19 protein-coding genes and 1 pseudogene are annotated in these 20,508 nt (G+C 71.6%); 14 read left to right on the top strand and 6 right to left on the bottom strand.

The genetic code is table 11. The features are described 5' to 3' along the window. Nucleotides 1-122: 122 nt before the first annotated feature. From QE392_RS09980 to QE392_RS09950, 7 genes are all read left to right on the top strand, one after another. Nucleotides 123-1,283, top strand: a complete 1,161-nt coding sequence (locus QE392_RS09980) for an acyl-CoA dehydrogenase family protein (protein WP_307451196.1) — start codon at nucleotides 123-125, stop codon at nucleotides 1,281-1,283. After that, on the top strand, nucleotides 1,283-2,557 hold the full coding sequence (locus QE392_RS09975; RefSeq protein WP_307451194.1) for a DUF445 domain-containing protein: 1,275 nt from the start codon (nucleotides 1,283-1,285) through the stop codon (nucleotides 2,555-2,557). Before QE392_RS09980 ends, QE392_RS09975 begins: the two co-directional genes overlap by 1 nt. 75 nt (nucleotides 2,558-2,632) lie before the next feature. Then, nucleotides 2,633-2,986 (top strand): gamma-glutamylcyclotransferase family protein, encoded by a 354-nt coding sequence (locus QE392_RS09970; RefSeq protein WP_307451192.1) that lies wholly within the window; start codon nucleotides 2,633-2,635, stop codon nucleotides 2,984-2,986. Beyond that, nucleotides 2,983-3,216, top strand: a complete 234-nt coding sequence (locus QE392_RS09965) for a hypothetical protein (RefSeq protein ID WP_307451190.1) — start codon at nucleotides 2,983-2,985, stop codon at nucleotides 3,214-3,216. The genes QE392_RS09970 and QE392_RS09965 overlap by 4 nt, the downstream gene beginning before the upstream one ends. Further along, complete coding sequence (locus QE392_RS09960) at nucleotides 3,213-3,677, top strand: SixA phosphatase family protein (protein WP_307451188.1); 465 nt, start codon at nucleotides 3,213-3,215, stop codon at nucleotides 3,675-3,677. The genes QE392_RS09965 and QE392_RS09960 overlap by 4 nt, the downstream gene beginning before the upstream one ends. Nucleotides 3,678-3,913: 236 nt before the next feature. Beyond that, nucleotides 3,914-4,966, top strand: coding sequence for an acyltransferase family protein (locus tag QE392_RS09955; protein WP_307451186.1), 1,053 nt, complete (start codon nucleotides 3,914-3,916; stop codon nucleotides 4,964-4,966). After that, the gene (locus QE392_RS09950) at nucleotides 4,956-5,516 is read left to right on the top strand and encodes a YdcF family protein (RefSeq protein ID WP_307451184.1); all 561 of its coding nucleotides are present in this window, start codon (nucleotides 4,956-4,958) and stop codon (nucleotides 5,514-5,516) included. Before QE392_RS09955 ends, QE392_RS09950 begins: the two co-directional genes overlap by 11 nt. Before the next feature lie 182 nt (nucleotides 5,517-5,698). Here the strand turns inward: QE392_RS09950 and hutH are convergent. After that, a pseudogene (gene hutH, locus QE392_RS09945) lies at nucleotides 5,699-7,290 on the bottom strand (histidine ammonia-lyase). A 61-nt stretch (nucleotides 7,291-7,351) separates the two neighbouring features. On the opposite strand from hutH, the gene QE392_RS09940 reads away from it, so the two are divergent. Further along, entirely contained in the window at nucleotides 7,352-8,125 is a 774-nt protein-coding gene (locus QE392_RS09940; protein WP_307451182.1) for an IclR family transcriptional regulator, read from the top strand. A 157-nt stretch (nucleotides 8,126-8,282) separates the two neighbouring features. After that, nucleotides 8,283-9,389 carry a baeRF11 domain-containing protein gene (locus QE392_RS09935; RefSeq protein WP_307451180.1) on the top strand — a complete coding sequence of 369 codons (1,107 nt, stop codon included), beginning with the start codon at nucleotides 8,283-8,285 and terminating at the stop codon, nucleotides 9,387-9,389. A 232-nt stretch (nucleotides 9,390-9,621) separates the two neighbouring features. Here the strand turns inward: QE392_RS09935 and QE392_RS09930 are convergent, their stop codons facing one another. Further along, complete coding sequence (locus QE392_RS09930) at nucleotides 9,622-10,620, bottom strand: LacI family DNA-binding transcriptional regulator (protein ID WP_307451178.1); 999 nt, start codon at nucleotides 10,618-10,620, stop codon at nucleotides 9,622-9,624. 215 nt (nucleotides 10,621-10,835) lie between these two features. Here QE392_RS09930 and QE392_RS09925 point away from each other — a divergent pair, with 215 nt between their 5' ends. From QE392_RS09925 to QE392_RS09910, 4 genes are all read left to right on the top strand, one after another. Continuing rightward, on the top strand, nucleotides 10,836-12,074 hold the full coding sequence (locus QE392_RS09925; RefSeq protein ID WP_307451175.1) for a sugar ABC transporter substrate-binding protein: 1,239 nt from the start codon (nucleotides 10,836-10,838) through the stop codon (nucleotides 12,072-12,074). 2 nt (nucleotides 12,075-12,076) lie between these two features. Continuing rightward, nucleotides 12,077-13,210 carry a carbohydrate ABC transporter permease gene (locus QE392_RS09920; protein ID WP_307451174.1) on the top strand — a complete coding sequence of 378 codons (1,134 nt, stop codon included), beginning with the start codon at nucleotides 12,077-12,079 and terminating at the stop codon, nucleotides 13,208-13,210. A gap of 77 nt (nucleotides 13,211-13,287) precedes the next feature. Then, nucleotides 13,288-14,121, top strand: a complete 834-nt coding sequence (locus tag QE392_RS09915; protein WP_307454100.1) for a carbohydrate ABC transporter permease — start codon at nucleotides 13,288-13,290, stop codon at nucleotides 14,119-14,121. After that, the gene (locus tag QE392_RS09910) at nucleotides 14,118-16,070 is read left to right on the top strand and encodes a glycogen debranching N-terminal domain-containing protein (RefSeq protein WP_307451172.1); all 1,953 of its coding nucleotides are present in this window, start codon (nucleotides 14,118-14,120) and stop codon (nucleotides 16,068-16,070) included. The genes QE392_RS09915 and QE392_RS09910 overlap by 4 nt, the downstream gene beginning before the upstream one ends. 922 nt (nucleotides 16,071-16,992) lie before the next feature. On the opposite strand, the gene QE392_RS09905 is transcribed toward QE392_RS09910, so the two are convergent. Next, the gene (locus QE392_RS09905) at nucleotides 16,993-17,469 is read right to left on the bottom strand and encodes a YbaK/EbsC family protein (RefSeq protein WP_307451170.1); all 477 of its coding nucleotides are present in this window, start codon (nucleotides 17,467-17,469) and stop codon (nucleotides 16,993-16,995) included. 249 nt (nucleotides 17,470-17,718) lie between these two features. On the opposite strand from QE392_RS09905, the gene QE392_RS09900 reads away from it, so the two are divergent. Next, nucleotides 17,719-18,792, top strand: coding sequence for a Glu/Leu/Phe/Val dehydrogenase family protein (locus QE392_RS09900; RefSeq protein WP_307451168.1), 1,074 nt, complete (start codon nucleotides 17,719-17,721; stop codon nucleotides 18,790-18,792). A gap of 147 nt (nucleotides 18,793-18,939) precedes the next feature. On the opposite strand, the gene QE392_RS09895 is transcribed toward QE392_RS09900, so the two are convergent. Genes QE392_RS09895 through QE392_RS09885 form a run of 3 tightly spaced genes read right to left on the bottom strand, consistent with a single transcriptional unit; the run spans nucleotide 18,940 to nucleotide 20,483 of the window. Further along, complete coding sequence (locus QE392_RS09895; RefSeq protein WP_307451166.1) at nucleotides 18,940-19,434, bottom strand: histone-like nucleoid-structuring protein Lsr2; 495 nt, start codon at nucleotides 19,432-19,434, stop codon at nucleotides 18,940-18,942. Continuing rightward, entirely contained in the window at nucleotides 19,367-20,113 is a 747-nt protein-coding gene (locus QE392_RS09890) for an acetolactate decarboxylase (RefSeq protein WP_307451164.1), read from the bottom strand. Before QE392_RS09890 ends, QE392_RS09895 begins: the two co-directional genes overlap by 68 nt. Nucleotides 20,114-20,141: 28 nt before the next feature. Next, entirely contained in the window at nucleotides 20,142-20,483 is a 342-nt protein-coding gene (locus tag QE392_RS09885) for a histone-like nucleoid-structuring protein Lsr2 (protein WP_307451162.1), read from the bottom strand. Nucleotides 20,484-20,508 lie beyond the last annotated feature (25 nt).

Raw genomic sequence — 20,508 nt, 5'->3', positions numbered from 1 at the left:
CCTCCCGCGCCTGACGTGGGGCTCTTCCGCCCTGCGGTGAACCGCCCGACGGGGGTGACCGTCGCCGCGCTCGCTGTCACCCCCCGGGCGCGATGTCGGCCGTCCCGAGCAGAATGGATGCCATGACCTCGTTCGATCCGGCTCGCTACCTGCCCGACGATCTTCTCACGCGGATCCGCGAGCGGGCGGAGGTGCACGACCGCGAGAACACCTTCCCGTCCGACGACCTGGACGACCTGCGTGCGGCCGGGTATCTCGGCATCCTCGTTCCGGAGGCGGCCGGCGGCGCGGGACTGGGCCTCGCCGAGGCCTCGCTGCTCCAGCAGCGTCTCGCGGGTGCGGCTCCCGCCACGGCGCTCGCCGTCAACATGCACCTGGTGTGGACGGGCGTGGCGAAAGTGCTGCGCGACCGCGGCATCGACGACCTCGCCTTCGTCGAGGAGGGCGCCGCGGCCGGAGAGGTGTTCGCTTTCGGGATCAGCGAGGCGGGAAACGACCTCGTGCTGTTCGGCAGCGACACCGTCGCCGAACCCGACGGCCGAGGCGGTTACTCGTTCACCGGCACGAAGATCTTCACCTCGCTCTCGCCCGTGTGGGCGCATCTCGGGGTGCACGGGCTCGACACCACCTCACCCGACGCGCCGAAGATGGTGTTCGCCTTCCTCGAACGCAGTGACGCGATCGTCGCGCGCGACGACTGGGACACCCTCGGCATGCGCGGCACGCAGAGCCGCACGACCGAGCTGCGCGGGGCGCACGCCCCCGCCGAGCGAGTCGTCCGACGCATCGATCCGGGGCCCCAGCCCGACCCTCTCGTGTTCGGCATCTTCGCCGTCTTCGAGATCCTGCTGGCGTCGGTCTACACCGGCATCGCGCGCCGCGCCCTCGATCTCGCCGTCGACGCGGCGGCCTCGCGCCGGTCGAAGAAGACGGGCACGACCTACGCCAACGACCCCGACATCCGCTGGCGGGTGGCCGACATGGCCCTCGCCTACGAGGCCCTTCCCCCGCAGCTGGCGGCGCTCGCGAGAGACGTCGACGAGGTCGCCGATCACGGGGCTCGCTGGTTCTCGCTGCTGTCGGGCGTGAAACACCGCGCGGTGACCATGGCGAAAGACGTGGTCGACGACGCGATCCTCGTCGGCGGGGGTGCGTCGTACTTCTCGCACACCGAACTCAGCCGCCTGTACCGCGACGTGCTGGCCGGCATGTTCCACCCCTCCGACCCCGAATCCGCCCACGCCACCGCCGCCTCCGCCTGGCTCGGGCCGGTGACCGCCTGATGGCCCGCACGCCGACGGCGGCCCTCAGCCCGGCCGATCAGGACCGCCGTCGCGCCCTGCGGGTGATGAAGGGCGTGGCGCTCGGCGCGCTGCTGGGCATGGCCATCGTCTTCGCGATCTCGTTCTCGCTGCAGCGCGAGGTCGAGTGGCTGCAATACGTCCGTGCGGCCGCGGAGGGCGGCATGGTGGGTGCCCTCGCCGACTGGTTCGCGGTGACGGCGCTGTTCCGGCACCCGCTCGGGCTGCCCATCCCCCACACGGCCATCATTCCGCGACGCAAAGACGAGATCGGGCGCCAGCTGGGCGAGTTCGTCGAGACGAACTTCCTCGAGGGCGACGTGGTGCGCGCCAAGCTCGAGTCGACGCCGTTGTCGGCACGGGCCGGTGCCTGGCTCGCCGATCCGGCGCACGCCGACCGCATCGCCGCCGAGGCCGCCACCCTCGCGACGAGCATCCTCACCGCGCTCGACGACGACGACGTACAGGGCCTGATCGAAGACCTCGCTCGTGAGCACCTGCTGTCGCCCGACTGGGGGCCGTCGATCGGCGGGTGGCTGGAGCGCGTGGTCGGCTCCGGGGCCCACCATGGCGCCGTCGACCTCGCGCTCGACAACATCGCCATGTGGCTGCAGAACAACCGCGACACGTTCCAGGGGCTGGTGTCGCGACGCCTTCCCGCGTGGGTGCCGGGCGTCGCCGCCCGCCTGGTCGACGACACCGTCTACCGCGAGGCTGTGCAGTTCGTCGACGCGGTGCGCGCGGATCCGCGTCATCAGGCCCGAGGCGCGATCGACGGCTACCTGAACCGCCTCGCCGACAACCTCCAGCACGACCCCGCCACCATGGTGCGTCTCGAAGAGGCGAAGGCGGCGGTGTTCGACAGCCCGCGAGTGCGCCACCTCGCCGCCGATGCCTGGAACACCGCGAAGACGGGCCTGCTGCGCTCGCTGTCCGACCCCGAGAGCGGACTGCGCCGCCGCGCGTCCGCCGCCCTGGCCGAGGTCGGTGTGCGGCTGCAGCGCGATGAGGCGCTGCAGAAGCGCGTCGACGGGTGGGTGACCGACGCGGCCGTGTTCGTGGTGGGCCGGTACCGGCACGACATCGCCTCGATCATCACCGACACCGTCGAGCGATGGGATGCCGAGGAGACGACCGAGAAGATCGAACTCATGGTCGGGCGCGACCTGCAGTACATCCGCCTGAACGGAACGATCGTGGGCGCCCTCGCCGGCGTGGTGATCTTCACCATCGCGCACCTCATTTGGGGCTCGTGATGCGCTCCGGCCGGAAAACGCATGACGTGATGTCGCACTGTCGCACGCCATGAGGGGGTGAGTACTGTGAGCCAGGTGAGCGACCGTCCCGAGACCGTGGAACGTCTCTTCACCTATGGCAGCCTGCAGGCCTCCGACGTGCAGCTCGACACCTTCGGCCGGCTCATCGCCGGTCGCGACGACACGCTCCCCGGGTTCCGTCTCGACGACGTCGACGGCATCGACGGACGGAGCAACCCGAGCTCGCACACCGACCGCCACCGTGTCCTCCGCCACACCGGCGACGCGCACGACCGGGTCTTCGGTGTGGTTCTGCCCCTGAGCCCCGAGGAACTCGAGGCCGCCGATGAGTATCTGCTGGCGGGTTTGCGCCGCGCCTCCGTCACCCTCGCGAGCGGACTCACGGCCTGGGTCTACGTGAGCGCATGACCGCCCCGTCCACCCGCCAGGGCCTGCCGCGCGCCGGCGACCGGCCGACGTCCGTCGACGGCGCGACAGCGGATGCCGCGCGGCGTCGAGCCGGTAGGGGGCGCTCGTCGCTCTCACCGACCTGCGCCGGGAGGACTCCCACCCCGGCGGGACCCACCGACGCCGGCACCAAGCGCCTCGCCGCCGTACGCGTGCCGCAGCTCCCCACGGGACCGGCGGAGCCATCATGATCCAACTCGTCCTGGCCCGCCATGCGAAGTCGGACTGGGCCACCGACGGAGTCGACGACCACGACCGCCCGCTCGAGGGACGGGGGCGGCGCGACGCGCCCGCCATGGCGCGAACGATCCTCCGAGCGGGCGTGCGCCCCGCTGTGCTTCTGTCGAGCACCGCCTTGCGCGCGACGCAGACCGCGGAGGTGTTCGCGGATGCCTTCGACGTCGACGTCAGCACGCGCCCGGAGCTCTACCTCGCCGCGCCCGAGACGTTACTCGACGCGGCCCGCACGAGCGGCGCCGACGAGGTGATGATCGTCGCGCACGACCCCGGCATGAGTGCCCTCGTATCGCGACTCGCCGAGCGTGACGAACGCATGGTGACCTGCGCGGTCGCGGTCTTCACCTGGCATGACGGCACCTGGGACGACGTGGGCAGCGTCCCGCCCGACGAGTTCGATCTGTACACCCCCTGAGGTCCGTCGATGACCGCAGCATTCCTCGCGCCGTCGAGAATGCCGTCCACCGGTCATCTCGCGTTTTCCAAATGACTCATTCGAGCCGGTCGAACCTGCGTTTCGTCATCCCACCGACATCTCTTTCACCTTTCGCGCACATATTCGCCTGATAGAACTGTGTGACGCCCCGAGCAAGATCGTCGATGAAGCCGGAAACGCGCAGGGCGCATCCGGCACACTTGGGGGTAACAGTCATGACTGCCGAAACGACTCGCGCGCCCGCGCAGAGGATCGCGTGGATCGACGTCGCCCGCGGTATCGCGATCACTCTCGTCGTCTTCCACCATTCCATCCAGTTCCTCGACGCGACCGGCTGGCAGGTCGGCCCGCTCGTTCAGCTGACGACCGCGCTGTCGACGTTCCGGATGCCGCTGTTCTTCCTCGTCTCCGGGCTTCTCGCCTCCTCGGCCATCGCGCGGCTGAGCTTCTCCTCACTCTTCTGGAAACGGCTGGCTCTGCTGGTCTACCTGTACGCGCTGTGGTGCGTCATCTGGTGGGCGTGGTTCCTTTTCGTCCCCCGCCCCTTCGACCCGCTGACCTCGCCGGTCGGCAATCTCGCAACGGCGCTGTACCTGCCCTGGTCGGGCTTGTGGTTCCTCTACGCGCTGATCCTCTACACCGCAGCCGCGTGGGCTCTGCGCCGTCTCCCCCGCGTCGCCCAGCTCGTCATCGCGTTCGCGATCGCGTCGCTGTTCGCCACCGGTATCGTCACCGTGAGCTCTTCGTACACCTGGCGCTCGGTCGGGACCTACTTCGCCCTGTTCATGACGGGCGTGCTCTGCCGGCAGCTGGTCGAGGCATACGCGCGTCGTGTCACCGTCTGGTGGCTGCTGGCGACGGGCGTCGTCCTCGCCGCGGGCACGATCGCCCTCCCCTCCCTGCCGCTCCAGGGCGTCTTCCGGGTCGCCCTGTGCGTGGTCGGGGCGGCGTTCGGGGTGTCGATCGCCGTCATGCTGGCGCGCTCGTCGGCTGCCCGACGCGCTGTCGGTGCGCTCGGCTCACGCACCCTCCCCATCTACGTCCTGAACTCGCTGCTGCTCGCCCTCTCGGTCGCCCTGCTCCCGGTCGAGCTGGTGCCGGGGTGGCTGGCCGCCGTCCTCTTGACGGCCATGGTCGTCACGGTGGCGCTGCTGATCCACCGCGCCGTCGGCCCCGTCTCGGGCATCTTCACCCTGCCCGCGCCGCTCCAACGCTTCGCGCACCGGCGCCTCGAGGCCGACCGCCTCGGGGCCGGGCGTGCCCGCTGACACCCGGACCGCGCGAACGATCCGCCGCCGGCTCGTCGTGATCGCGGCGGCGGTCCTGATCGTTCTTGTCGCGGCGGTGTCCACCGGTGTGTCGGCGTACGTCTTCCCGGCCGTCGCCGCGCCACCGGCGCGCGCGGACGTGATCTACGTGATCGGACCGCCCACCGAGGGTCGCATCGCGCTCGCGGAGCAGCTGCGTCGAGCGGGTGTCGCCGACGACATCCTGATCTCCGTTCCGACGGACGGCGAGCAGTCGGCCGCGAACCTCAGCGTCTGCCAGCGCGCCTTCGTGAGCTGTGTGCACCCCGAACCCTTCACCACCGCCGGGGAGATGTCGCTCCTCAACGAGCGCTACGGCGCGGGGACGCGCGCCGTCGTCATCACCTTCACCCCGCACGTCAGCCGCACGCGCTTCATCGCGGCGCGCTGCGCCGACCCCCAGGTCACGGTCATCGCGGCCCCCACCTCGCTCGACCTCGGCCGGTGGATGTACCAGTTCGCCTATCAGACGGGCGGCTTCGCGAAGGCACTCATCGTCGGCTGCCCCTAGCGCATGCGCGGTGGAGAGCCCTCGCCCTCCGGAGCGCGGGCGGGGCCGCGAGAGACCAGGCGCTTCGGGCGGCCTCGGGTCGATGTCGTCCTCAGGCCTGGGCGTCCACCCCGGCGCCTGGCGTGCCGCGGAGGGCCAGGATGCCGTGCCCTCGTCAGGGCGGGTCGTCGCCGAGGGAACCTTCAGATGCTCACCGTGGCGGTCGGGGTGACGGACGTCCGGCCGGGGGCGGCGTCCGCCGCGGCGGCGTGGGACACGGCGACCCGGGCGACGGCCCCCGAGGCGACGAGGTCGGTGACCGCCTCGATGTCGGGCGAGACGAAGCGGTCCGGACCGGGGCCGACGACACGGGTCCGCACGAGATCGCGCACCGCGCCCGTGGCCCGCGCGGGCGCGAGCGGTGCGCGCAGGTCGAGGGCACGGCATCCGGTCATCACCTCGATCGCGAGCACCCGGGCGAATCCGTCGATCGCACGGCGGAGCTTGCGGGCCCCGGCCCAGCCCATCGAGACGTGGTCCTCCTGCATGGCGCTCGACGGGATCGAATCGACCGAGGCCGGCGCGGCGAGGCGCTTGAGCTCCGACACACGATCCCGGCCGCAGCGTACTGCGCGATCATCAGGCCCGAGTCCACGCCCACCTCGTCGGCGAGGAACGGCGGCAGCCCGTTGCTGCGCGCCACGTCGAGCGCGCGGTCGGTCCGCCTCTCCGACATGGATGCCACATCGGCCACGGCGATCGCGAGGAAGTCCAGCACGTACGCCACCGGCGCGCCGTGGAAGTTGCCGTTCGACTCCACGCGCCCATCGACCGTGACGACCGGGTTGTCGACGGCGGATGCCAGCTCGCGCTCGGCGACGACGGCGGCGTGGGCCACGGTGTCGCGTGCTGCGCCGTGCACCTGCGGGGCGCAGCGCAGCGAATAGGCGTCCTGCACGCGCGTGCACGCGGGACCGCGGTGGCTCGCGACGATCGGCGAACCGGCGAGGAATGCGCGGAGATTCGCCGCCGAATCGGCTTGGCCGAGCTGGGGTCGCAGTGCCATGAGATCGGCGGCGAAGACGGCATCCGTCCCCAGCTGCGACTCGATCGAGATCGCGGCGGCGACGTCGGCGGTGACCAGCAGCGTCTCGAGGTCGTGCAGGGCGAGCAGCAGCATGCCGAGCATGCCGTCGGTGCCGTTGATGAGGGCGAGCCCCTCCTTCTCCCGCAGCGAGACCGGTGCGATCCCGGCGGCGGCGAGGGCCTCCGCGGCCGGCCGGAGGTCGCCGGACGCGTCGCGCACCTCTCCCTCGCCCATGACGGCGAGCGCCACGTGCGACAGCGGTGCCAGATCGCCTGAGCAGCCGAGGGAGCCGTACTCGCGCACGATCGGGGTGATGCCGGCGTTCAGCAGGGCGGCGTAGGTCTCGACGACGACGGGACGCACGCCCGTGCGCCCGGTCGTGAGGGTCTGCAGGCGCAGCAGCATCAGCGCACGCACCACCTCGCGCTCGACCTCGGCGCCCGTGCCCGCCGCGTGCGAGCGGATGAGGCTCGCCTGCAGCTGCGCCCGGCGCTCTTCGGCGATGAACGTGGTGGCCAGGGCCCCGAAGCCGGTGGAGATTCCGTAGTGCGGCTGCGGGTCGTCGGCCAGGGCGTCGATGAGCGCGCGGGTGTCGGCGACGCGGGCGAGCGCGTCGGCGTCGATCTCGATCCGGATGCCGTGACGCGCGACATCGACGACGTCGCGCGGGGTGAGGGGACGGGTTCCGAGGATGACGCTGTCATTCATGCCTCGATTCCACCGTGCGCGATGCCCCTCGGGCGGGGAGTTCTGGCATCCTGTGTCTGTCATGTCAGACAACGCGCACCCCCAGGTTCCCGCCGCCGACCAGACGCTGCGGATCCTGTCGCTGCTCGCGCGGCAGCCGGGGCCGATGGCCGCCCAGACGATCGCAGCGACCCTCGGCATCCCGCGATCGAGCACCTACCACCTGCTCGCGACCCTCGCCCAGCACGGGTACGTCGTGCACCTGCCCGGCGACCGGCGCTGGGGGCTCGGCACCGCCGCCTTCGAGCTGGGCGGCGGATACGCGCGGCAGCAGCCGCTCGCCCGCCTGGGTGGGCCCCTGCTCGCGGCACTGTCCGACCGCGTCGGGGAGTCCGCGCATCTCGCCGTCCTCGCCGGCCGCGACGTGCTCTACATCGTCGAGGAGCGGGCTCCGCGGCGACCCGCGCTGGTGACCGACGTGGGCGTGCGCCTGCCCGCCCACCTCGCCGCCACGGGTCGCGCCATGCTCGCGGCGCTCCCCCGCGAGCAGGTGCGCGCGTTGTTCCCGGATGCCACGGCCCTCACCCGCCGCCACGACTCGGGGCCCGATACCCCGCGCGCCCTGCGGGAGCTGTTGCGCGAGGTGCGCGCCGCAGGCTTCGCGTCGGAGGACGGCGAAGTGACCCCCGGCTTCCGTTCGGTGGCCGCCGCCGTGCTCGATCACGCCGGATGGCCCGCCGCGGCCGTCGCGGTCACCTGGCCGTCCGACGGCGCCGAGCGGGATGCCGCAGCCCTCGCCGCGCTCGCCGGCGACACCGCCCGCGAGCTCGCCCGCCGCATCGGGCGCCCTCGCTGAGCATCGCATCGGCGGTCCCGCCGCCGACGCGACGGCGACCGCTCTCGGCGAGCGATCCCGCGGACGCAGCCCGCACCCGAGCTCGGCGGCGGCGCACACCCGCACCCGCCGCACAACCCCCTCGGCGGCGCATCGGAGCGCGCCCTAGCGTCGCCGGATGATCCCCGCCGACCTCCCCGACGACACCGCCCTCCTCGAGCTCCTCGACCATCGCGGGCCGGCGTCGGTGAGCGTCGCCCTCCCGTCCTCCCCCGTCCCCGCGCAGCAGGATCCCGTGCGCACGGCGCTGCGGTCGGCGGCGGACGACGCCTCCCGGCAGCTCGAGCAGAGCGGCGCCGACGCGCCGACCATCGCCCGCATCGTCGACGGCATCCGATCGCTCTTCGACGACCTGGAGTTCTGGGAACACCAGGACCGCGGCCTGCTCCTGCTGTCCACGCCGGCGCGGCGCCACGTGTTCCGGCTCCCCTTCGCTCCGCGGACGTCCGTCCGCGTGAACGAGCGCTTCGCGGCGGGTCCTCTGCTGCGCGCTCGCGGGGCCGAGGGTGGCGCGTACGTGCTCCAGCTGGCGCGCGATCATGTCCGCCTCGTGCACGTGCAGGGCGATCACCTCCGCCCGATCCCGTTGCGCCTCCCCGACGATCTCGATCTCGTCTTCGCCCACGCCGACAACGACGGCCGCGCCGACCGGGAACGTGCCCGCGGCTCCGACGGCGACCGGCCCGAGCGCGAACGCTACGCGAAGGCGGTCAGCGAGGAGGTGAAGCGCGTCGCTTCCCCGCACGTGCCGCTCATCCTCGCCACGACCGCGGAGCTCGACCCGGCCTACCGGGCGCAGAACACCCACCCGGGCCTGCGTGCGCACGGGATCACCGCGCATCCGCAGTCGCTCGACGACGCCACCCTGATCAACGCCGTCGCCGGCTTCGTCGCGAACGATCGCCGAGCCGCGGTGTCGGCGTGGAAGGAGCGCTTCGGCACGCTGCGCGCCGAGGGACTGGCGACCTCGCGGCTGAGCGAGGTCGCGGCAGCGGCTGCCGCGGCCGCCGTGGAAGAGCTCCGCCTGGATCAGGATGCCGAACGCTCGGGCGAGATCGACACCTACGGTCGCGTGAATCCCACCGATGACGCCGACCTGCTGCTCGACCTCGCCGCGGCGGTGCTGCGGACGGGCGGCCGGGTCGTCGCCGTTCCGCGCGGCGAACTCACCGACGGCTCCCCCGTCGCGGCGGAGCTGCGCTTCCCGGTGCCCGTGCCCCGCTGACCCCCGTCCAGCGTCCACGACGCGACGCGTGTCGCGCCCGCGTAACCCCGCGACGCGCCCACCGCGCTGCGGCGTCTTGCGAGCCGCCGGCGTCGGCGAAGCGTCGGCCGCCGGCCTCCGCGGAGCATCCCCACGCGCCGCGTGACAGCCCCAGGCGACCGCGTGTCTGAGCACGCACCGCCCCCGCGCGCGGCCGCACCAGCCCCGCACGGACGCCGGAAGGCGCGACGGGTCACCGCACGACGAGGCGCGGCTCCACGAGCACGTGCGCTCCCCCGGCCACCGCCGCCCGCGGGGCGACGACGGTGCCGTTCTCGCCCATCAGCAGGTCGAGGGCTCCGGATGCCACCCGCTCGGGCAGTTGCTCGACGCTGGAGAGGCCGAGGGCTTCGACCGCGGGCGTGTTGTCGAACCCGACCACGGTGACGTCGTCGCGGCCGGCGAGCGAGGTCGCCAGGTGCGCGCCGATCGCGAGGGAGTCGCTCGCGCATACGATACCCGTGACCTCGGGGGCGGCGGCGAGACCGGCGGCGACCACGTCGCGCGCCGCCGCGACGTTCTCCTCGACGACCCAGCGCGGGCCGTCTGCGACCGTCTCGCGCCAGCCGCGCTCCCGCTCGTCGCCGGTCCCCGACCCGCTCGGCCACCCGAGGAAGGCGATCCGCCCGGCGCCGCAGGCGAGGGCGTGCCGCGTCGCCGCGCGCGTTCCCGCTGCGCCGTCGACGTCGACCCAGAGGTGCGCCGGCGCCTCGACGTCGTCCTCGCCCCACGGTCGCCCGAACGACACGAACGGCAGGTTGCGCGCCGTCAGCCACCCCGTGCGGGGGTCGCCGTGGAACGTGCCCGTGACGACGACGGCATCCACTTCTCCGCCCTCGAGCAGGTCGGCGAGGCGCGCGATCTCCTCCTGCGGGCTGCGGGCCGCGTACAAAAGCACGCGCATGTCGCGCTCCCCCGCCCGTTCGGTGAGGGCGTGGACGAAGCGGTCGAGCACGACCCCCGAGATGCCACCGGCGTAGGGATCGAGGTGGATGCCGATGGTGGAGCTGCGGCGCATCCGCAGCCGCCGCGCGGCGGCGTGCGGGCGGTAGCCGAGTTCCGTGATCGCGGCTTCCACGCGCTGCCGGGTCGCCTCCCGCACGATCTCGGGTGAGTTGACCACGTTCGACACGGTCTGCCGGGAGACACCGGCGACCCGAGCGACGTCGTCGACGGTGGGCGCCTTCGCCATACGTTTCCTCCCCCGTCGACGCTGATCCCGCTCGCCGTGTCGCCGCCGGGAGTCCCCCGGCGCGTGTCCAGATCGTCAGCCTAGGACGACCGCCACCCGCTTGACATCCCGCCCACCCGCTCCTTACCGTGTTCTCACCGCTATTTGAACGTTCAAACTAGCGGCCCTCCGACCACATGCGGAGGGGTCGCGTGCCTCATCAAAGGAGAGAGACAATGACACGGCAGATCGCGCGCACCTGGCTGGGAGCCGGAGCGCTCCTCGCCACCGGCGCCCTGACACTCACCGCCTGCGGGTCGGGCTTCAACGACACCCCGGGCGGCGGCGAGGCCTCGGGCAGCGGAAACCTCAGCATCCTCATCGGCTCCTCCGGAGACGCCGAAACCCAGGCCGTCACCGACGCCGTGGCCGCCTGGAGCGAGCAGTCCGGCGTCGAGGCCGACGTGCAGACGGCCAACGACCTCCCCCAGCAGCTCTCGCAGGGCTTCGCCGCCGGCTCCCCGCCCGACCTGTTCTACCTCGCACCCGAGGCCCTCGCCGGCTACGCGGCGAACGGCTCGATCGCCGCCTACGGCGACGACCTCGCGAACAAGGACGACTTCTACCCCTCGCTCGTCGACAACTTCACCGTCGACGGCACGTTCTACTGCGCCCCCAAGGACTTCTCGACCCTGGCGCTCATCATCAACACCGACCTGTGGGCGGCGGCCGGGCTCACGGATGCCGACCTCCCCACGACGTGGGACCAGTTGGCATCCGTCGCCCAGCGCTTGACGGCCGACGGCCGCGTGGGCCTGGCGTTCGGGGCCGAGTACCAGCGGGTCGGCGCGTTCATGGCGCAGGCCGGCGGCGGACTCGTCACCGACGGTGCCGCGACGGCCGACAGCCCCGAGAACCTCGAGGCCCTGAACTACGTCAAGACGCACCTCAACGACGGCTCGTTCGCCTTCGCTTCCGACGTGGGCGCGGGCTGGGGCGGCGAGGCGCTGGGCACCCAGAAGGCCGCGATGGTCATCGAGGGCAACTGGATCTCCGGCGCGATGTCGGCCGACTACCCCGACGTGAACTTCACCGTCGCGGAGCTCCCGGCCGGTCCCGGCGGCAAGGGCACCCTGCAGTTCACCAACTGCTGGGGCATGGCCGCCGACAGCGGCAACCAGGAGCAGGCGCGCTCGCTCGTGGAGTACCTCACGAGCACCGACCAGCAGCTGGCGTTCTCGGAGGCATTCGGCCCGATGCCGTCGATCCAGTCGGCCGCCGACGCGTGGTCCGAGGCCAACCCCGACGCCACGGCGTTCCTCGCCGGCGCCGAGTACGCGCAGTTCCCGCCGAACATGGCGGGCGCGGCCGACGTCATCACCGACTTCAACGCGCAGCTCGAGTCGCTGAAGACGGGTGACCCGCAGGCGCTGCTGTCGACGGCGCAGTCCAACCTCGAGGCCATCACCGAGTAGTCATGAGCGCTCTCACCACCGCGCCGCGTCGCGCCGGGTCGCCCTCCTCGGGGATCCGGCGCGGCGAGGCCGCCGCCGGCTGGCTGTTCACCGCGCCCGTGCTGATCATCCTGGGCGTGTTCCTGCTCGTTCCCGTGCTGATGGCGCTGTGGGTGAGCTTCTCCGACTGGACCGGGCGCGGCAGCCCCTTCTCCTCCACCGTGGGCTTCGTCGGCCTCGACAACTACGCCGCCGTCACCTCGGGCGGCGGACTCGCCGAACGCGACTTCGGCACGGCGCTGCGCAACAACGCGTGGTACGTGCTGCTGGTGGTGCCGCTTCAGACGGCGCTGTCGCTCTTCCTCGCGGTGCTCGTGAACCGGGCGGTCCTGCGGGGCCGCGGTCTCTTCCGCACCGCCTTCTACTTCCCCTCCGTGACGAGCTCGGTCGCCATCACCGTGCTCTGGCTGTTCCTGTTCTCGGCATCCGGTGCCGTCAACGAGGTGCTGTCGTGGCTGGGCATCAACGGCCCCAACTGGTTCAGCGATCCGTCGGGCGTCGTGCACAACCTGCTCGGCGCGCTCGGGGTCACGAGCGGTCCGGCCGTCCTCACCGGCAACACGATGCTGGGCGTCTCGTGGTGGGACTGGCTCGCCGGCCCGTCGGTGGCGATGTCGGCGTTCATTCTCATGGCCGTCTTCACCACATCCGGCACCTTCATGCTGCTGTTCATCGCGGGGCTGCAGAACATCGGCGGCGACGTGCAGGAAGCCGCGATGATGGACGGCGCCACCGGCTGGCAGCGCTTCTGGCGCGTCACCCTCCCCCAGCTCAAGCCCGTGCTGTTCACGGTGCTGACCCTCGGGCTCATCGGCACATGGCAGGTGTTCGACCAGATCTACACCGGCACCCAGGGCGGTCCGGGAAAGACGACCCTCACACCCGCCTACCTCAGCTACTCCTCGGCGTTCCTGTCGCAGCAGTGGGGCCAGGGCGCGGCGATCGCGTTCGTGCTGTTCGTGATCATCGTGGCTCTGACGATCCTGCAGCGCTTCGTGCTGCGCGACCGTCCGGTCTCGCGCCGCCGCATCCGGCAGTACGAAGTCCCCGTCACCGACCCGAAGCCCGCCCCTGCCGCGAAGGGTGTCGACCGATGACCGCCACCGCCTCCCCGCAGACCACCGTTCTCGCCGAGCAACGATTCGGCGGCCCCGACAAGCCGACGAAGCACCGCATGTCGGGCAAGACCCTGCGCTGGCAGATCGGGCTCTACGTCCTGCTGATCGTGCTCGCGGTCATCTACATCTACCCGTTCCTCGTGCAGCTGGCGACGTCGTTCAAGACGGATGCCGCGGCCGCCGCCGATCCGATCTCGCTCGCGCCGCAGCCCTTCACGTGGGCCGCGTACGAGCGACTGTTCCTGAACTCGGACTTCCCCGTCTGGTTCGGAAACTCCGTCGTGGTGACGGTTTTCGTCACCGCGGGCCGGGTGTTCTTCAACTCCCTGGCCGGGTATGCGCTCGCGCGCCTGCAGTTCCGCGGGCGCGGGCTGGTGTTCGCCGGACTCGTCGGGGTGATGGCCGTTCCCACGGTCGTGCTGCTGATCCCGAAGTTCCTCGTGATCAACCAGCTCGGCATCTACGACTCCTACGCCGGCATGATCCTGCCGCTCCTCGTGGATGCCGCGGGCGTGTTCATCATGAAGAACTTCTTCGAGTCGATCCCGCCGTCCGTCGAGGAGCAGGCGCGCATCGACGGCGCCGGCACGTTCCGCATCTTCTGGTCGGTGGTGCTGCCCATGGCGCGCCCGGCGCTCATCACGATCGTCATCCTGTCGTTCCAGGGGTCGTGGAACGAGCTCAGCCACTTCGTCATCTCCACGCAGTCGCCCGAGCTGACCACCCTGACCAAGGGCGTCGCGTCGCTCGCCAGCGGCCAGCTCAGTCAGGGCAGCCAATTCCCCCTCAAGCTCGCGGCCGCCGCCATCATGACGATCCCGGTCGCCATCGTGTTCTTCATCTTCCAGCGCCGCATCATGAACGCCAGTGAAGGAGCCGTCAAAGAATGACCACCGCCCCCACCACCTCGCCGACCGGGACGACCATGACGCAGACCACTCCCCTGCAACCCCTCCTGAACGACGCGCTCATCGTGCTGCGCGCGCCCACCCAGGTGTGGTCGCACGACTCCGGCGACATCGGCGGTGCGGCGGTGCACGGCGTCTATCACGGTGACGTGCGACACGTCCGTGCGCTCGTCTCCACCTGCGATCAATCCCCGATCGAGTGGATCTCGACCGCCCCCGACGGCGCCTCGCGCGTGGTCTTCGGCGGCATCCTCCGTGGCGTCGACGACACCACGCCCGACCCCAAGGTGCGTCTGCTCCGCGATCGCCGGGTCGACGACGGCGTCGTGAGCGAGCGATGGACCGTGCACTCGCGCGTCGATCAGCCCGTCTCCGCGACACTGCGGCTGCGCCTCACGCCGGAGTTCGCGCAGCTGCACGAGGTGAAGTCGGGCCACGCGCACCCGCGCTCCGCCGACACGCGCCTCGACGGCGACCGGGCGGTCGTCGACGCCGGGGCGCAGGGGCTCGAGCTCGTCGCGCCGGGTGCGGACGTGGCATCCGGACCCGACGGCCTTGAGGCGAGCTGGCGCGTCGAGCTTTCCGCGTTCGGCAACGCCGAGGTGTCGTGGACGCTCACGCTGCGCGACGACACCCTCGTGGTGGACTCGGCCGCCGAGCCCGCCCGATGGGATGCCGCCGCCGTGGCGGCGAGCGCCCCCGACCCCCGCCTCGCGCGATGGCTGCACAGCGCCCTCGACGACCTCGACGCCCTGCGCCTCGTGCTGCCCGAGCACCCCGACGACGAGTTCTTCGCCGCCGGTGCGCCGTGGTTCTTCACGCTGTTCGGGCGCGACTCCATCTGGGCCGCACGCCTCGCGCTGCCGTTGGACCGCGAGATCGCGGCATCCACTCTCCGCGTGCTCGCACGCCTGCAGGGGGCCGACGACGACGCGCAGACGGCGCAGGAGCCCGGCAAGATCCTGCACGAGCTGCGGGCGTCGGCGCTCGAGATCCCGGGCGAAGGCATCGTGCTGCCGCCGAAGTACTACGGCAGCGTCGATTCCACGCCGCTGTGGATCTGCCTGCTCGCCGACGCGTGGCGCGCGGGCATGCCCGAGAGCGAGGTGCGCGAGCTGCTGCCGACGCTGCGGGCCGCCCTCGGGTGGATCCGCGACAGCGGCGACAGCGACGGTGACGGCTTCCTCGACTACATCGATCGCCTCGGCACCGGCCTGTCGAACCAGGGCTGGAAGGACTCGGGCGACTCGATCCAGTGGCGCGACGGGCGCCTCGCCGAGGGGCCCATCGCCCTGTGCGAGGTGCAGGCGTACGCATACGAAGCGGCTCTCGCCGGTGCTGACATCCTCGACGCCCTGGGCGAGGAACGGGATGCCGACGACGCCGCGTTCTGGCGCACCTGGGCCGCCGAGCTCAAGGCGCGCTTCGCCGAGACGTACTGGGTCGAAACACCCGAGGGCCGCTACCCCGCTGTCGCGCTCGACCGCCACAAGAACCCGGTCGACACCCTCACGAGCAACATCGGGCACCTCATCGGCACCGGCATCCTCTCCCCCGGCGAAGAGGCGCACGTCGCTCGGCTGCTGCTGGGCGAGAGCATGTCGAGCGGGTACGGCATCCGCACGATGTCGACGGATGCCGCCGGCTACTGGCCCCTGTCGTACCACGGCGGCAGCGTCTGGGTGCACGACACCGCGATCGCCGCGCACGGCATGCTGCGTGCCGGACTCGCGGATGCCGCCCGCACGGTCGTGGACGCACTCCTGGATGCCGCGGAGGGCTTCGCGTACCGCGTGCCCGAGCTGCATTCCGGCGACCCGCGCACGCACTCGTCGGTGCCGACGCCGTACCCGGCCGCGTGCCGCCCGCAGGCGTGGTCGGCCGCCGCGGCGGTGGTGTGCCTCACCGCGCTCACTCGCCGCGAGTCGTGACGGCGAGGGCGGCGCCGCTCGCGGTGCCGCCCCGGCGCGTCCCGCGGTGCCGCTCGGCACGTCCCGCGGTGCCGCCCCGGCGCATCTCGGGAACGCCGGCGCTGTCACGGGGAAGGCCGAGCCGGTTCGACGTCACGCGCGCCGATGGCCCCGGGGCGCCAGAAGTGACCCCGGGACCACACCGACGCACACCGACCAACACCCACCCCGTCACGGACACGCCGAGCCCATCGACGTCACGCGCACAAATGGCCCCGGGGCGCCAGAAGTGGCCCCGGGGCCACACCGACGCACACCGACCAACACCCACCCCGTCACGGACACGCCAAGCCCATCGACGCCACGCGCACAAATGGCCCCGGGGCGCCAGAAGTGACCCCGGGACCACACCGACGCACACCGACCAACACCCACCCCGTCACGGACACGCCAAGCCCATCGACGCCACGCGCACAAATGGCCCCGGGGCGCCAGAAGTGACCCCGGGACCACACCGACGCACACCGACCAACACCCACCCCGTCACGGGCACGCCGAGCCCATTGACGTCACGCGCACAAATGGCCCCGGGGCGCCAGAAGTGGCCCCGGGGCCACACCGACGCACACCGACCAACACCCACCCCGTCACAGGCACGCCGAGCCCATCGACCTCACGCGCACAAATGGCCCCGGGGCGCCAGAAGTGACCCCGGGGCCACACCGACGCACACCGACCAACACCCACCCCGTCACGGGCACGCCGAGCCCATCGACGCACCGCACGCCGATGGCCCCGGGGCGCCAGAAGTGGCCCCGGGGCCACACGGGCGCCAGCGTCGACACCTCCCCGCCCGCGTCCCCGCCCGCGCACCCAGCAAGCACCCGACGCCCACTCGACGCCCCTGAGCCCGGTCGAACGACCCGGGCCCCCGGCATCCGGCTCAGGAGACTTTCGCGACGGTCCCGCCGGTGAGGCGAACGAGGTCGTCGAAGGTCAGCGGGAACACCGTGTGCGGGGTGCCGCCAGCGGCCCAGATCTGCGGGAACAGCGCCAGATCCTCGTCGACGATCGTGGTGAGCGGGGCGGGATGCCCCGTCGGCGCGACGCCGCCGATCGGCTGCCCTGTCGCCGCGAGCACCTGATCCGGGGTCGCGCGCCGGATGGAGCCGCGGTCGAGGCGCTCGGCGAGCGCCGCCGTGTCGACGCGGTGCGCACCGCTCGTCATGACGAGCAGCGGCTCGTCATCACTCCAGAACACGAGACTGTTGGCGATCGCGCCCACTTCGATGTCGAGCGCCGCCGCCGCGAGGGCGGCCGTCGATGCGGCATCGGGGAGCACGATGATCTGCCCCGTGATCCCCGCCTCGGCGAGGGTGGCGGCGACGAGACGGCTACGGGCGGGGAGGGCGTCGGTCATGCCCGACAGCCTAAAGGTCGGCGTCGCGGCGCCCTCGGCATCCCCCCTCCACATCACACGATCCGCGCGAGATCACCCCATCCGGGCGCACCGGAACGTGTGCTCTCGACGCGAACGTGTCATCTCGGCGTGACCGGCGCCACCGGCCCTCGCGCCCGAGATGGCCGCGCGCCACAATGGGAGTGGATGCCGCGACGCCGCGGCATCCCCCAAGCGCCGCCCACAAGGCGGCCGACGACAAGGAACGCGATGAACAACGCCCTGCCCCTGCCCGATTTCACGCACGAACGCGTGGAGGTGATCACGGGGCGACGGAGCGGTCTGTTCGTCACCGTCGCGCTCCACTCCTCGGTGCTCGGTCCCGCCCTCGGTGGCGCACGCCTGTGGACCTACCCGTCGTGGTCCGACGCGCTCGGCGACGCCCTGCGCCTGTCCGCGGCGATGACGCTGAAGAACGCCGCCGCCGGTCTCGACGCGGGTGGCGGCAAGAGCGTGATCGGTCTCCCCGAGGGCGTCGTGCTCGATGCCGATCGTCGTCGGGCGGCCTTCCTCGATCTCGGCGATGCCGTCGAGAGCCTCGGCGGGCTGTACCGCACCGCCGAAGACGTGGGGTCCACGACCGAGGACATGCTCGTCGTCAGCGAGCGGACCGCGCACGTGGTGGGTCTGCCCGACTCGGTAGGCGGATCGGGCGAGCCGGCGGGCCCGACGAGCCTCGGCGTCTACGCCTCCCTCGTCGCCACGCTCGAGCGCGCCGTCGGCACCGGTGACGTCGCCGGTCGTCGCATCACCATCGCCGGCCTCGGACAGGTCGGCAGCCGGCTCGCCGAACGCCTGACGTCCGAGCACGCGGCCCTGACCGTCACCGACGTCAACCCGGCCAAGCGCGCGCTGGCGGCGGAGCTCGGGGCGGCGTGGGTCGAGCCGAGCGAAGCGCACCTCGTTCCCGCCGACGTCTACGTGCCGGCCGGCATCGGCGGCGTGCTCACCGACGACGTGATCGATGCCCTGGACGCCCGCGCGGTGTGCGGGCCGGCCAACAACCCCCTCGCCGAGCGGTCCGGTGCCGACCGCCTGGCCGGACGCGGCATCCTGTACGCACCCGATTTCGTCGTCAACGCGGGAGGCGTGATCTACCTCGACGGCGTCGCCGCTCAGCGGGGAACGCGGGACGAGGTCATGGGCCGCGTCGCCGGGATCGGCGACACCCTCCGCCGGGTCTTCGACGAGGCATCCGCGCGGGGTGTCACCCCGCTCGCCGCGGCCGAGGGTCTCGCGGCGGAACGCCTCGCGGTCGGCGCCCGCCGCTCCGCCCTGGTCTGACGCGGAGACCCGAGCCCGACGGGCCGCCTGACGTCCCGGCCGACCTCGGGCCCTCCCCTCCCGCGAAGGCGTCGACGTCGGCCGGCCGGCGGACGAAAAGCAGATCCGGATGCCACGAGTCGCGGCATCCGGATCGGCGTCGATGGGTCAGTGGGCGGCGTCGTAAGCCTCGAGGACCGCGGTGGAGATGCGCCCGCGGGTATTGATGGAATGGCCGTTCTTCTCGGCCCACGAGCGCACATCGGCCAGATCCCTCGTGGGAATGGCGCGACCGCGCGGCGTGCGCCGCGGAACGGCGTGAGGGGAATCCGCGCCGCGACCTGCGGAAATGTAGGGACGCAGCGCGTCGTGCATCTTCTCGGCGTTATCGCGCGAGAGATCGATTTCATATGCGTGACCGCCGAAGGAGAACTGCACGGTCGTTCCGTCGTCGATCACGGAGCCGTCGAGATCGTCGATCAGCTGTGTGAAGTGCTTTTTCGCCATGCGCCGACGATAAACCGCCGATCGAGTCCGCTCCGTCGAATGCAATGCAAATTCACCCGCCTTTTCGCCCGCCGCGGCGGCGACGGGGTCATTCCGGCGGCGAGGACCGGGAAGCGCTGCGCCCTTCGACCGCGACGATGCGACGGTCGTCATCATGGGTGAGTTCCGTGGAAAGGAATTCCCCTTCCCGCGGAAGCCGCAGGTGCAGGTCGGCGAACGCCGAGACGCGCAGACGCGCTTCGCCGATTCGAAGATCGAGGACGTGCCCGCCGATCGACCGATCGTCGCTCAGAAAATGCAGATGCAGACCCGCCACGGTGATGCCCTGATAGATCCGCGGCATCCAGAAGCCCACGAGGCTTCCCGGGCAGTCCAATGTGGTGGTCTCGATCTGCTCGGCGGCCACCTCGGCGAGAGGGCGGAACGGGGGCCGCTGAGGGCGAGGAACGCGCGTGAGGACGCGGGCGATCGTCCCGTCCACACGCACCGCATGGAACAGGTTGCGGCTCAGCAGACCCTGTTGGACCGCGGTGTCGAGGCCGGGGAGGTCGAGATCGGAGACGGACGTCTCGATGGCATCCCCGAAGAAGCACACATCGACGAAAGGCAGGAGTTCCTCTTCCGCCATGAGGCGCGGGGGCCCGTCCGCCGTGCACTCGTACACGGCCCCGTCGACGATGACCACCTCGCCGCCGAGGCCCTCGCAGCACCCCACGCCGGTGTCTCCCGCGGCGCGCACGTCGGCGACGGGCGAACCTTGCGAGAAGACACCGGCGAGGAGGGCGTCGAGAACGGCGAATTGCGTGACCGCGCCCGACGTCAGCCGAGCAGACACGTCTGCTTTCCGCCGCGTCCGAGAAAACTCAGGAATTGGCCTCGGTGTACGCGTCGAGGATGGTCGCGGGCACGCGACCGCGGTCGCTCACCGTGTGTCCATTGGCGCGCGCCCATTCACGAACGGCGCCCAGATCGACATCGCTCGCGCGTCGAGTCGTCCGACCCCGTCGCGGCGCGGTGTTCCCGCGGGCGACCGAACGCGCGGCATCGACGTAAGGAGCGATCGCCGAATAGAACTTGTCGGCGTTCCGATCAGAAAGGTCGATCTCGTACGCACGCCCCTCGACGGAGAAAGTGATCTGCTTTCCCTGCCCGTCTTCGAGAACGGTGCCATCGAGATCGTCGACCATGTGAGTGATGTGTTTCATTGCCATAATGCATAAAGAATACACC

Origin of the sequence: Microbacterium proteolyticum (assembly GCF_030818075.1) — a bacterium.
Classification (GTDB): Bacteria; Actinomycetota; Actinomycetes; order Actinomycetales; family Microbacteriaceae; genus Microbacterium; species Microbacterium proteolyticum_A.
Note: the sequence above shows the minus strand (reverse complement) of the source record. Positions and strands in the feature narration are given on the sequence as shown.